This window comes from Micromonospora sp. DT46, assembly GCF_049841735.1.
Taxonomy (GTDB): domain Bacteria; phylum Actinomycetota; class Actinomycetes; order Mycobacteriales; family Micromonosporaceae; genus Micromonospora; species Micromonospora reichwaldensis.
This window is the reverse complement of the sequence record NZ_JBNCKW010000003.1, coordinates 162424-174926: the sequence shown is the minus strand read 5'-3', so window position 1 is coordinate 174926 and position 12503 is coordinate 162424. Positions and strand designations below refer to the sequence as shown.

The 12503-nt window shown below is 75.7% G+C and carries 9 protein-coding genes; 6 read left to right on the top strand and 3 right to left on the bottom strand.

What is annotated here, in order from left to right; translation table 11 throughout:
* Positions 1 to 234 precede the first annotated feature (234 nt).
* The 3 genes from ACLQ20_RS08635 to ACLQ20_RS08625 all read right to left on the bottom strand — a co-directional run bounded on the left by ACLQ20_RS08635 (position 235) and on the right by ACLQ20_RS08625 (position 3912).
* Positions 235 to 1407: an alanine--tRNA ligase-related protein gene (locus ACLQ20_RS08635; RefSeq protein ID WP_425854904.1), complete on the bottom strand. Its 1173-nt coding sequence runs from the start codon at positions 1405 to 1407 to the stop codon at positions 235 to 237.
* 256 nt (positions 1408 to 1663) lie between these two features.
* Positions 1664 to 2806 (bottom strand): fatty acid desaturase family protein, encoded by a 1143-nt coding sequence (locus tag ACLQ20_RS08630; protein ID WP_327028069.1) that lies wholly within the window; start codon positions 2804 to 2806, stop codon positions 1664 to 1666.
* A gap of 14 nt (positions 2807 to 2820) precedes the next feature.
* On the bottom strand, positions 2821 to 3912 hold the full coding sequence (locus ACLQ20_RS08625) for a ferredoxin reductase (protein ID WP_327028068.1): 1092 nt from the start codon (positions 3910 to 3912) through the stop codon (positions 2821 to 2823).
* A gap of 84 nt (positions 3913 to 3996) precedes the next feature.
* Here ACLQ20_RS08625 and ACLQ20_RS08620 point away from each other — a divergent pair, with 84 nt between their 5' ends.
* The 6 genes from ACLQ20_RS08620 (at position 3997) to ACLQ20_RS08595 (ending at position 12499) form a co-directional block, all read left to right on the top strand.
* Positions 3997 to 5235, top strand: a complete 1239-nt coding sequence (locus ACLQ20_RS08620) for a PucR family transcriptional regulator (protein ID WP_425854902.1) — start codon at positions 3997 to 3999, stop codon at positions 5233 to 5235.
* Between the two features lie 245 nt (positions 5236 to 5480).
* On the top strand, positions 5481 to 6875 hold the full coding sequence (locus ACLQ20_RS08615) for a hypothetical protein (RefSeq protein ID WP_425854901.1): 1395 nt from the start codon (positions 5481 to 5483) through the stop codon (positions 6873 to 6875).
* A complete protein-coding gene (locus tag ACLQ20_RS08610; protein ID WP_425854899.1) occupies positions 6872 to 7954 on the top strand; it encodes a transporter substrate-binding domain-containing protein in 1083 nt (360 codons plus the stop codon). The genes ACLQ20_RS08615 and ACLQ20_RS08610 overlap by 4 nt, the downstream gene beginning before the upstream one ends.
* A gap of 14 nt (positions 7955 to 7968) precedes the next feature.
* Positions 7969 to 8838 (top strand): hypothetical protein, encoded by an 870-nt coding sequence (locus ACLQ20_RS08605; RefSeq protein ID WP_425854897.1) that lies wholly within the window; start codon positions 7969 to 7971, stop codon positions 8836 to 8838.
* Positions 8835 to 11012 (top strand): tetratricopeptide repeat protein, encoded by a 2178-nt coding sequence (locus ACLQ20_RS08600; protein ID WP_425854896.1) that lies wholly within the window; start codon positions 8835 to 8837, stop codon positions 11010 to 11012. Before ACLQ20_RS08605 ends, ACLQ20_RS08600 begins: the two co-directional genes overlap by 4 nt.
* Before the next feature lie 35 nt (positions 11013 to 11047).
* Entirely contained in the window at positions 11048 to 12499 is a 1452-nt protein-coding gene (locus ACLQ20_RS08595; RefSeq protein ID WP_425854894.1) for a VWA domain-containing protein, read from the top strand.
* Positions 12500 to 12503: the final 4 nt, after the last annotated feature.

Here is a 12503-nt window from a genome sequence, read left to right as displayed (position 1 = left end):
GACCCGGGCCCGGACGGCAGCGGCGACCCGGTCCCCGGACGGCAGCGGCGGCCCGGTCCCCGGACGGCAGCGGCGGCCCGGGCACGGACGGCAGCGGCGGCCCGGTTCCCCGGGTGGCAGCGGCGGTCCGGGCCCGGACGGCAGCGGCGACCCCTCCGGCGTCGGCGCGGCGAGCGCCGCCGCCACCTGTCCCCCGGGCAACGGGCAACGGGCGACGGGCAACGGGCGAGGAGGTCAGGCCACCTCGGCGAGCAGATTGTCGACGAGGTCGCGCGGCAGCCCGTGGGTGTCGTGCAGATCGCGGTAGTCCGCCTCGGTCAGCGGTCCCCGGGACCGGCGCCGGGAGACCACCGGCCGCCCGCGCCGCAGCAGCTCCCGGAACCGCCGTTCCTCGCCGGAGAACACGTCCCGCACCTCGGCCACGCCGACGGACTGCCGGAACCCGTCGAGGGTGTGCCGTACCGGCCCGGTCGGCAGGTCGGACAGGGTCCTGGACGCGTCGTCGCGCCACAGCGTGGTGAGCGTCCGGCGCAACAGCCGGCGCAGCACGTAGCCGCGGCCGGTGTTCGAGGGCCGTACGCCGTCGCCGACCATCGCCACGCCCGTGCGCAGGTGGTCGCCGACGAGGCGCAGCGACGCGTCGCGCAGGCCCCACACGTCGGACACGTCGTGCACCCACGGCACGAGGCCCTCGCCCTCGTGGACCGAGCGGTGCCCGCGCAGCACCATCTCCAGCCGTTCGAGGCCCATCCCGGTGTCCACGTTGGGCTGCCGCAGCGGCGTCAGTCGGCCGTCGCCGTGCCGGTGGTAGCACATCCCCACGTGGTTCCAGACCTCCATCCACCGCTCGTCGGTGCCGGGGGTGCCGTCAGGCGGGCCGTCGCCGGTCCAGACGAAGATCTCGGTGTCGGGCCCGCACGGCCCCGTCGGGCCGTTGGACCACCAGTTCTCCTCCCCCGTCAGCTCCACGGGCACGCCCAGCTCACCCCACGTGCGCAGCGAGGGCTCGTCCGGGCCGACCCGGTCGTCGCCGCCGAAGACCGTCACGTGCATCCGGTCGTGCGGCACGCCGTAGCCGTCGCGCAGCAGCTCGTAGCCCCACCGCACGCTGCGGGGCAGGTCGTAGTCGCCGAGCGACCAGGAGCCCAGCATCCGGAACAGGGTCAGGTGGGTGGAGTCGCCCACCTCGTCCAGGTCGGTGGTGCGCAGGCAGCGCTGCACGTTCACCAGCCGCCGGCCCAGCGGGTGGGGCCGACCCTCCAGGTAGGGGGTCAGGGGGTGCATCCCGGAGGTGGTGAAGAGCACCGGGTCGCCCGGCGGCGGGATCAGGGAGCCGTCGGGCACGAGTTCGTGGCCGCGCTCGCGGAAGAAGTCGAGGAAGGTGCGGCTGATCGGGTCGTACGTCATGGTGGTGGCCTTTCCGGGTGGGACGACCGGAAAGGGTCCGCCGCCGGGGACCGGCGGGCCGACGGGAACGAGAAAGCCGGCGGACCGTTTCCGGTCGCCGGCGGGTGATGGTGAGGTCAGGCGGCGGCGACCGACGAGCGCGAAGCTCGCGCGGCCGCGGCGGCGAAGAAATGCCTGATCTCCATGCCCCGACTGTACGGGGACACCGCGCCGCCGCCCAGCGCGTTTCGCGGCGGGCGGCGGCGTCGGGGGCGGGTCAGACGCCGGACGTGGCGAGCGCCGGCGCGGGGCGGTCGTCGACCCGGCGGGGCGCCTTCCGGTTCGGCAGCGACAGCCGGACGACCTTCTTCCACGCGGAGAAGACCTGCCGGGGCAGCGAGCCGGTGGTGTACTTCAGCCCGTAGCGGTCGAACAGGGCCCGCACCTCGGGGGCGATCTCCTGGTAGCGGTTGCTGGGCAGGTCCGGGAAGAGGTGGTGCTCGATCTGGAACGACAGGTTGCCGGTCATGATGTGCATCAGCCGGCTGCCGCTGATGTTGGCCGAGCCGAGCATCTGGCGCAGGTACCACTCGCCGCGGGTCTCGCCCTCGATCGAGCGCCGGGAGAAGGTCTCCACGCCCTCCGGGAAGTGCCCGCACATGATCACCGAGTGGCTCCACAGGTTGCGCAGGAGGTTGGCGGTGAAGGTGGCGGCCAGCGTGTGCAGGAACGAGGGCCCGGACAGCAGCGGGTGCAGCACGTAGTCCTTGAGCACCTGCCGGCGGATCTTGCGGCCCACCGCGCGGGCCCGGGCCCGGAACTCCGGCTTCTTGTGCCGGCCCTTGCGCAGGTTGCGCCCCAGCTCCAGGTCGTACGCGGCGATGCCGTACTCGAAGAAGCAGGCGTTGATGAAGTTCCACAGCGGCTGCCCCAGGTGGAACGGGTGCCACCGCTGGTCCTCGTCGACGCGCATGATGCCGTAGCCGAGGTCGTTGTCCTTGCCGAGGACGTTCGTGTACGTGTGGTGCAGCTCGTTGTGCGAGTGCTTCCACTGGTCGGCGGGCGAGACGTGGTCCCACTCCCAGGTGGTGGAGTGGATCTTCGGGTCGCGCATCCAGTCCCACTGGCCGTGCAGGACGTTGTGGCCGACCTCCATGTTCTCCAGGATCTTGGCCGCGGTCAGGCCGGCCGTGCCCACGATCCAGGCGGGCGGGAAGAGGGAGAACAGCAGCACGACCCGGCTGCCCAGTTCCAGCTTGCGCTGCGTCGAGATGACCCGGCGGATGTACGCGGCGTCCCGCTCGCCCCGGTCGGCGACCACCCGGGCGCGGATCGCGTCGAGTTCCCTGCCGATGGTCTCGATGTCCTCGGCGGTGAGGTGGGCGATCGGGTTGTCGGGCTTGTTCTGGATCACGGTCACGTCAGGTACTCCGGTCAGTGGTCGATGTCGCAGGGGCCGGCCGCCGCCGACACGCAGGTCTGGATGCGGACGCCGTCGCCGGGCACCGCCGTGGTCAGTTCCCCGTTGCGCAGGTCCCGGACCGCGCCCTGGCGCAGCGGCAGGACGCAGCCGAAGCAGATGCCCATCCGGCAGCCCGAGGGCATCAGCACCCCGGCGTTCTCGCCGGCGTCGAGCAGCGGGGTGGCGCCGTCGGCGTCGACGGTGACGCCCGAGCGGGCGAAGGTGACGGTGCCGCCCTCGCCGGGCGAGATGACGGTCGGCCGGAACCGCTCGGTGTGCAGCCGGTCGCCGCGCCCCCCGGCCGTCCAGTGCTCCTCCAGGGCGTCGAGCAGGCCGAGCGGGCCGCAGGCCCAGGTCTCCCGGTCGAGGTGGTCGGGCACGAGGCGGTCGAGGTCGGCCACGGTGAGCAGCCCGTCGGTGTCGGTGTGCCGCTCCACCAGCCGGATCGCGCCCCGCGCGGCCAGGTCCCGCAGCTCGGCGCCGAAGATCACGTCGGCGGGGGTCGGCGCCGAGTGCACCACGACGACGTCGGCGTCGCCCGCCACGCCGGCGCGCAGCATCCCCATCACAGGGGTGACGCCGCTGCCCGCGGTCACGAAGAGCACCCGGGCCGGCGGCCGGCCCGGCAGCACGAAGTCGCCCTGGGCCTGGTCGAGCTGGACCAGCGTCCCGGGCCGGGTCCGCCGGACGAGATGGTTGCTGACGACCCCGTCGGGGATGGCCTTCACGGTGACCGAGATCGGCCCGCCCCGGCGCGCGGGGGGCGAGGTGACCGAGTAGGCCCGCCACTGGCGTACGCCGTCGACGTCGACGCCGAGGCGGACGTACTGCCCGGGGGTGTGCCCGCGCCAGTCGCGGCCGGGCCGGATCACCAGCGTCGCCGCGTCGGCGGTCTCGGGACGCACGGCGAGGATCCGGCCGCGCAGGTCGGCGCCGGAGCGCAGCGGGGCGACCAGGTCGAGGTAGTCGTCGGGCAGCAGCGGGGTGGTGACCGACGCGGCCAGCCGAAGGATCCGGCCCCGCAGGGCCGCCTTCCCGGAGGGGTTCGGGACGGTGGTGGTCATGATTCGATGGTCGCGGCAGAATGGCATAAAATCTTGACCTGCGAAGGTGAACCGGACGAGGCTTTTTGTGCGGAGGGAACAAACGTGTCCGAACGCTCGGAGGCCACGCGGCGCGCGGCCCGCCTCGAGTTGGACGTCCGGGTGGCCGGCGCGCTGCACGACCGGCTGCCCCTGCTCGCCGAACGCACGGTGACCGCCATCACCGCCGAGGTGCCCAGCTACTCCGGCGCCCTGACCGGTCAGATGCGCGAGAAGATCGAGACTGCGGTGCAGATCGCGCTCGGCACGTTCCTCCAGCTCATCGGCCGTTCCCACGGCGGCGACCCGAGCACCCCGCTGGTCGGCGCGCTGGAGGCCGCGTACGCCCTCGGCAGCGGCGAGGCACGCTCCGGCCGGAGCATGGACGCCCTGCTCGCCGCGTACCGCGTCGGCGCCCGGGTCTCCTGGCGGGAGATGTCCACCACCACCGTGCAGGGCGGGTCGTCCGCCGCCATCGTCGCCGAGTTCGCCGAGCTGATGTTCGCGTACATCGACGAGCTCTCCGCCGCCAGTGTGGCCGGGCACGCCGACGAGCTGGCCAGCGCCGGCCGGGCCCGGCGACGCAACCTGGAGCGGCTCACCCAGCGGCTGCTCGCCGGGGAGCCCGAGGAGGCGCTGCTGCGCAGCGCCGAGCGGGCCGACTGGCCGCCGCCGCAGACCCTCACCGTCGTCCTGCTGCCCCGGGCCAACCTCCGCGCGGCGCTCGCCCGGCTGCACCCGCACACCCTGGAGAGCGGCGACGACCTTCCGGCGGGCGGGGCGGGCGAGGACCTGGCGGTGCTGCTGGTGCCCGACACGCACGGGGAGCGGCGGCGGCAGCTCGCCCGGGTGCTGCACGGCCGCCGCGCCCTGCTCGGCCCCGCCCGGCCCTGGGCCCTGGTCGCCTCCTCCTACCAGCGGGCGGTCCGGGCCCTGTCGCTCGGCCTGCGCCCGGCCGACGACGGGCCGGCGCTGGACACCGAGGAGCACCTGGCCGAGCTGGTGCTGAGCACCGACCCGGAAGGGCTCGCCGACCTGCGCGCCCGGGTCCTGGCGCCGCTCGCGTCGCTGCCGCCCGGCACCGCCGACCGGCTCGCCGAGACCCTGCGCTCCTGGCTGCTGCACCAGGGCCGGCGCGACGACGTGGCCGCCGACCTCTTCGTGCACGCGCAGACCGTCCGCTACCGGATGGGCAAGCTCCGCGAGCTGTACGGCGAGCGCCTGACCGACCCGGCGACCGTCCTCGACCTCACCCTCGCCCTGGCCTTCCCACCCCGGACCGAGGCCGACGACACAGCCTCCTGACCGGACCGGCCACTCCCCTGCGTGGCCGGCCGGTGACGATCAGGTCAGATACCGGACAAACGCGTGCCGCCCGTGCACCCGCGGTGCCACCCTGGTCCTCCCCCGCCCGCGATCACCCGCCTGCTATCGGACTCCGCCGGTGGCCACCCGGGTGACCGCCCGGCGGGGCGGACGGGGCCGCCTCCGGTACCGCGACGCCTTCCGCCAGGAGGCCGCCGGAGGCCCCGGCGAGCGGGAGGACGGGCATGGCGTCGCACACGGGGGACGAGCCCGGGGCCGACCGGCCCGCCCCGGCCAGCGGGCCGACCCGCTCCGTCGGCACCGGTCGGCTCCGCGACGCGCTCCGGACGACCCCGGCGCTGATCGTGCTCAGCGGCGCCGTACTGGTCGCCGCGCTGGCCGCCACCGCCGCCGTCGCCGTGCAGTCACGCGCGTCGGCCACCACACTGGGCGAGCGGTCCGCGGCGACCGCCGTGGGCACCAGCACGACCGCCCGGCAGATCTACCAGGGCCTCGCCGACGCGGACGTCGCGGCCAGCGCCGTCTTCCTGCTGCCGCCGGCCGAGGACCGCCGGGCCCCGCTGGTGGCCGCCTACGACGCGTCCGTCCACGAGGTGGAGCGCACGCTGACCGACTCGATGGGCAACGCCGTCGGCGACCCGGACCGGCTCACCCGGCTGGCGACCATCGCCGCCCGGTTGAAGGTCTACCGCGACGTGGTGTGCGCCGCCCTGCGGGTCGCCGGTCCGCTCTCCGCGACGGCCACGGGCAACCGGCAGCCCTGCCCGCCGGCCGGGGCGGCGGAGCAGGCCGGGACGGGCAGTCCGGCGGCCCGCGCGGTGCTCGCCTCGGCCTACGCGCGGGAGGCGTCGCACTACATGTCCACCGAGCTGCTCACCGCCGCCCAGGGCCTGTGGAACTACGACACCAGGCTCCTGCTCGACGCCCGCGCCGACGCCCGGCCCTGGCTGGCCGCGTCCGTGCTGGTGCCGCTGGGCGCCCTCGCCGCCCTGGTGGTGGTGCAGGTGTGGCTGCGCCGGCGGACCCGGCGCCGGCTGAACGCGGGCCTGCTGCTGGCCTCGGTGGCCACCACGGCCGTGCTGGCCATGCTGGTCTCCTCGTGGTGGCACTGGCCGGACGCCGACCGGGGGTTCCCGGAACTGGAACGGGCGATCGACGCGCAGAGCGCCACCCAGCAGCGGCTCGGCGCCCTGCTGGCCGGCCGGGCCGACGTCTACCTGGGGCTCGGCGCGAGCGTCGACCCGGCCGGGCACAAGGCGGACTTCGACAGCCGGGACCTCTGCTCCGAGCCCGCCGGGGGGCGGGAACCACCGAAGGACCGGATCGACTGCACCGCCCTGGAGCGGGACGTCTGGCCGGCCCGGCAGATCAAGACACCCGACGCGTTCCGCGACGCGGTCGACACCGTGCTCGCCGAGGGATCGGCGGGCCGGGCGTTCGTCGCGGCGGAGGGCCACCTGCTGACCGAACTGACCACCCGCAACGAGGAGGTCACCCGGATGGTCGCCGAGCTGCCCGAGGCACGCCACCACCTGGGCGGCCCAGCCGCCTGGGTCACCCTGCTCGCCGCCGCCGGTGTGGTGGCCGGGCTGCGCCAGCGCCACCTGGAGTACCAGTGACCATACCCCGGCGGACCCCGACGCGGCCCCGGCGCCGGGCCGCGTCGTTCGCGCTCCTGGCGGCGCTGGCCGGGTGCGCCGCGCCGGCGGCACCCGCACCCGCGCCCCCCGCGCGGCCACCGGGGGTGGCCACGACGCCGACCACCGACGCGACCGGCGGGGTCTGCCCGGTACGCCGCAGCCTCCCGCCCGACCCGACGCCCCCGCGCCAGATCCTCGACAGGGGCGAACTGGTCGCCGGCGTGGACCCGTCCGACGCCACCATGAGCCACTGGGACGCCAGCACCCAGCGGTTCGAGGGTTTCAACATCGAGCTGATGCTGGCGGTGGCCCGCGCCCTCTGGCCGGCCGACGACCCGCGCAACCGGCTGACCTTCAAGGCCGTGCCGCCCGGCCAGGGCGCCTTCGCCATGCTCGACAAGGGGGAGATCGACGTCGTCGCCACGTCGCTGACCGCGTCCTGCGAGCGGGCCCGGCGGGTGCTGTTCTCCAACGACTACCTCGACTCCGGGCAGACGGTGCTGGTCCGCAGGAACGCCGACGGCACGCCCGAGTTCGCGGGCATGGAACAGCTCGGTGGCCGGCGGGTCTGCGCCGCCACGGACACCACCTCGCTGGCGATGATCGCCGGCTACCGCACCGCGGGCGGCCTGCGGCCGGTCCCGGTGCACGCCCCGCACCCGGTCGACTGCCTGGTCATGCTGCGTCAGAAACAGGTCGACGGGGTCAGCACCGACGACAACATCCTGCTGGGCTTCGCCCGGATGGCCCCCGACACGACGCTGGTGACCGAGGCGCCCCGGCCGGAGAGGCGGTCCTGCGACCACCACCGGGACGAGGAATGCACCTGGTTCACCGACGAGCCGCACGCCTTCGCGTTCCGCCTGACAGACGGCCGGGAGCTGGTCGCGTTCGTCAACCACGTGCTGGCGCAGCCGCGTACGGCGGTGGTGTGGCAGCAGGCCCACGACCGGTGGCTCGCCGGGCACCGGGACCGGGGCATGCCCTCGCCCGGGCCGGTCACCACCGGGTGGCCGCCCCCCGACCCCGCGCCGGCCACCGCCCGGCCGGCCGACTGATGGGCGGGGGGCGGATGGCCGTGCGGGAACGCCTCGACGCCACCCTGGCCGCGCACGCCTGGGTCTGCGAGCACCTGCTCGACGTGCAGCAGCTGGTCACGGACGCCTTCCGGCAGCCCGACGGCCCGGCCGCCGCGCCCGCGCAGGAGGCGCGGGACCTGCTGCACCGGCTCGGCTGCCTGTCGCTGGCCCTCGACCGGCTGGTGGACGACCTCGACGGGATCGAGCGGTCGACGGACGCGGGCGAGGAGGCCCTGGCCCGGCTGCTGACCGGCCCGTGCGAGGTCCGGTTCACCGCCGCCACCGGCGAGCCGGTGCAGGTGCAGGCGATGGACGTCCAGGAGATCCTGGTCGCGGCCCGCGAGCACGTGGCCCGGATCCGCCGGATCGTCGACGCGTACGGCCGGGACCGGCTGGCGGTCCGGGCGCAGCGGCTGCGCTCCTCGGTCGAGCGGCTCCGGCAGCTCGCGACGGAGGCCGCCGGCGAGGGGCTGGGCGACGGGACGGATCCCCTGGCGGCGCTCGCGCTCGACGGGCTGCTGGACCGGCTCACCGCCGCCGAGGCGGCGGGCCGTGGCCAGTGGTGGCGGGGGGACGTCCAGCCGGAACGCGACGACGGCTCGCTGCGGGCCGCCGTCGACCGCGCGGTCGAGCGGACCGACACCGCGCGGCGCCGGCTGCGCCGGGGCTGCCACGTGGAGCTGACCGGCCGGCTGGAGGCGTACCGGCAGAAGGCCGCCGACGAGGGCCGGGCCGAGCACCCGCAGGTCGAGCTGGCCTACCGGGAGGCGCTGGCCGCGCTGCGCCCCGACGCCTTCACCGTGACCGCCGCGAGCCGCGCGGTGCGGGCCTACCAGCAGGCCGTGAACGGGGGTACGCGATGACGGCGAGCCTCGGCTGCGCGGAACGCAACTGCCCCGGCACCGTCGACCAGGACGGGTTCTGCCGGCTCTGGGGGCACGAGTGCGTCGGGGCCGGCGCCGGGTCCGCAGCCGCCGGCGGGCCGGTACCGGCTGCGGAGGTCGGCCCACGGCCGCTGCGTACGACGTCCCGGCCCTGGGAGCGACCGGCCGTGCTGCCGACCGCCCGGCCGCACGACCCCCTGACGGCGGTGGTGTCGCAGGCGGTCGTGCCCGAACACTCCCGCTACTGCGGCAACACGAGCTGCCCCCGCCACCGCGGTCCCCGGCTGCCCCGGGTAGCCGGCTTCTGCCCCGACTGCGGCACCCGGTACTCCTTCACCCCGCCCCTGGCCGACGGCGACCTGCGCGCCGGGCGGTACCGGATCGAGGGCTGCCTCGGCAACGGCGGCGTCGGCTGGGTGTTCCTCGCCCGGGACGAGGACATGGACGGCGCCTGGCGGGTGCTGAAGGGGCAACGCAACCCGGAGGACCGGGAGGCCATCGCGGCGTTCGTCGCCGAGCGGCAGGCGCTGATCGCGCTGAACCACCCGAGGATCGTCACCATCACCCACGCGCTGCGGCCCGAGTCCGACCGGGACGCCGGCTACCTGGTGATGGAGTACGTCAACGGCGGCACCCTGGAGGAGGCCCGCAGCGCGGCCGGCCCGGGCGGCGGTTCCACCGCCGTGGACGTGGCGCAGGCGCTGGGATACGCCGTGCAGATCCTCGACGCCTTCGAGTACCTGCACGACCAGGGTTGGCTCTACTGCGACCTTAAGCCCGAGAACGTGATGCGGGTCGGCGGCCAGGGCACCAACGACCCGATCAAGCTGGTCGACTTCGGCGCGGCCCGCCGCATCGACAACACGGTGAGCCCGGCGTGGGGCACCGCGGGCTACACCGCGCCGGAGGTGGAGCGGCTGGGGCCCGCCGGCCCGAGCGTGCGGTCGGACCTCTACACCGTCGGCCGGACCCTCGCCGCGCTGACCCTGGTGCCCCGGTCCACCGAGGTCACCCGGATCCCGCCGGGGCAGGACGTGCTGCGGCTGCCCGTGCCCGCGCGGCTCGACCCGTTCCTGCGGCTGCTCGCCCGGGCCACCGCCGCCGCGCCGGAGGACCGCTTCGCCGCCGCCGCCGAGATGCGCGAACAGGTCCGGGGCGTACGACGGCAGGTCAGCTCGGCGGCCGACGGCGTGCCCCGGCCGACCCGGTCCACCCTGTTCAGCCCGTCCGCGTGCGCCTTCGCCCTGCACACCGACCGCGACGCCCTGGACGTCGTGGAGATCATGCTCGGCCTGCCCGTACCCCTGGTCGACGGCGCCGACCCGGCCGCCGGGTTCCTCGCCTCGCTCGGCGCCGCCGACCCGGCCGAGCTCATCGAGCTGTTGCGGACCGCCCCGGAGCAGACCGCGCAGGTGACCTACCGCGCCGTCCGGGCCCACCTCGCCACCGGGCGGGTGGACGAGGCCGGCCCGCTGCTCGCCGACTTCCCCGAGGAGTCGCGGGACTGGGCGCTGTGGTGGCACCGCGCCCTGGTGGCCCTGGTGGGGCGGGACACCAACACTGCCCGGCGCTGGTTCGCGCAGGTCTACGGCTGGCTGCCCGGCGAGGTGTCCACGCGGCTCGCGTACGCGGTGGCCTGCGAACTCGACGGTGACCCGCGCACGGCGGCCGACCACTACCAGGGGGTGTGGGACGCCGACCCGGGCGTGGTGGGTGCGGCGTTCGGGCTGGCCCGCTGCCTGCTGGCGACGGCGGACGCGCGCAGCGCGGCGGACGCCCTCCTGCGGGTGCCGGAGTCCTCCCGCGCCTCGACGGCGGCGGTGACCTGTGCGGTGCGGATCCTGCTCGACGCGCCGGACGACGGGCACCGGCTCGACACGGCGCTCGACGCCGCCGCGATCGTCGACAAGCTGCCCCCGTTCGGCGAACGCGAGGAGGTGGAGGCGCACATCCTGCGGATCGCGCTGGACTGCGACCTGACCGAGGAGCGCCACGGCGGCCGGCGGCTGTTCGGTCACCGGCTCGACGAGGACGCCCTCCGTCGCGCCTTCGAGCGCCGCTGCCGCTCCCGCGCCCGGCGCACCGCCGACCGGCGCGAGCGGATCGCGCTCGTCGAGCTGGCCAACGCGTACCGGCCGGTGACGTGGTGGTGATCCCGGCCGCCGGCCCCGACGGAAAGAGGTCACCCGTGTCCCCCGCCAACGATCTGCCGCTGCGGCTGCGCGCGCACCACACCGAGTGCGTCTCCGCCGACGGGGCGGTCCTCGACGTGGTCGCCACCGTCCGGGGCGAGGAACCCGTCCATGCCGACGTCCGGCACGACGACCTCGCGGAGGTGATCCTGCTCGACTCCTCAGGCTCGATGGGCGCGCCCCAGGCCAAGATGCGCGCCGCCCGGCGGGCCACCGCCGCGGCCATCGACGCCCTGCCCGACGGGGTCGCGTTCGCTGTGGTGGCCGGCACCGCCCGCGCCACGATGGTCTACCCGGGCGACCGGCGGCTGGCGGTCGCCGACGAGACCACCCGGGCCGCCGCCCGCAACGCGTTGCGGCACGTGACGCCGCACGGCGGCACCGCCATCGGCACGTGGCTGCTGCTGGCCCGCCACCTGCTGGCCACACGACCGGACGCGATCGGGCACGTCATCCTGCTCACCGACGGGCGCAACGAGTCCCAGCTCCCCGCCGACCTGCGGGCGGCGGTGGACGACTGCGTGGGCCGGTTCACCGTCGACTGCCGCGCCATCGGCTCCGCCGACGGCGTGCACGACTGGGACGCGGCGGAACTGCTCGGCATCGCGGAGGCGTTGGGTGCCAACCCCGTCGTGCCGGTCGAGGACCTCACCGGGCTCGCCGACGACTTCCGGGCGGTGCTGACCCGCGCGATGTCCCGGCGGGTCCCCGACGTCCGGCTCCGGGTGCGTACCACCGGGCTGGCCCGGGTCCGCTTCGTCAAGCAGGTGCACCCGGCGCTGGCGGACCTGAGCGGGCGCGGCGAGCCGGCCGGCGAGCTGGGCACCGACTACCCGGTCGGCGCGTGGAGCCCGCACGACCAGCGGGACTACCACGTCGCCCTGGAGGTCGACGCGATGGCGCCCGGGGCGAGCCGGCGCATCGGCTGGTTGAGCGTCCACGCGGGCGCGGCCACCACGCCGGTCGAGGTGCCACTCGACGTGGAGTGGACCGAGGACGCACTGCGGTACTCGGAGATCAACGAGAGCGTCGCGTACTACACCCGCCAGCAGGACTACGCGGCGGCGGTCCAGCGGGGGCTGGCCGCCGCCCGGGCGGGCCGGGTCGTCGAGGCGGAGGAGCAGCTCGGGCGCGCGGTGGCGCTCGCCCACGCCACGGGCCGCGACGACGACGTCGCCCTGCTCGCCCGCGTCGTGGACGTCCTGGACGCCGCCGACGGCCGGGTCCGCCTCAAGCCCGACGTCGACGTCCGACTCACGCAGTCCTCCCTGGTCGTGGCGCACCACACGTCCCGGTGGGGACCGCAGGAGCCGCCGGCGCAGCGGGTCGCGCCGGCCGGACCGCCCGCGCCGTGGCGGCACTGCCGCGAGGAGCAGACCGGCGCGTACTGCCAGGGATGCGGCACCCACCACCTGTCGGCGGACCGGCCGGGCGCGGGCCGGTCCTGACCGC

What these genes read in the sequence shown, in the direction of transcription:
- ACLQ20_RS08615 (WP_425854901.1), top strand. Translation starts at nt 5,481, where the DNA reads ATGGCGTCGCACACGGGGGACGAGCCCGGGGCCGACCGGCCCGCCCCG.
- ACLQ20_RS08625 (WP_327028068.1), bottom strand. Translation starts at nt 3,912, where the DNA reads ATGACCACCACCGTCCCGAACCCCTCCGGGAAGGCGGCCCTGCGGGGC.
- ACLQ20_RS08600 (WP_425854896.1), top strand. Translation starts at nt 8,835, where the DNA reads ATGACGGCGAGCCTCGGCTGCGCGGAACGCAACTGCCCCGGCACCGTC.
- ACLQ20_RS08605 (WP_425854897.1), top strand. Translation starts at nt 7,969, where the DNA reads ATGGCCGTGCGGGAACGCCTCGACGCCACCCTGGCCGCGCACGCCTGG.
- ACLQ20_RS08635 (WP_425854904.1), bottom strand. Translation starts at nt 1,407, where the DNA reads ATGACGTACGACCCGATCAGCCGCACCTTCCTCGACTTCTTCCGCGAG.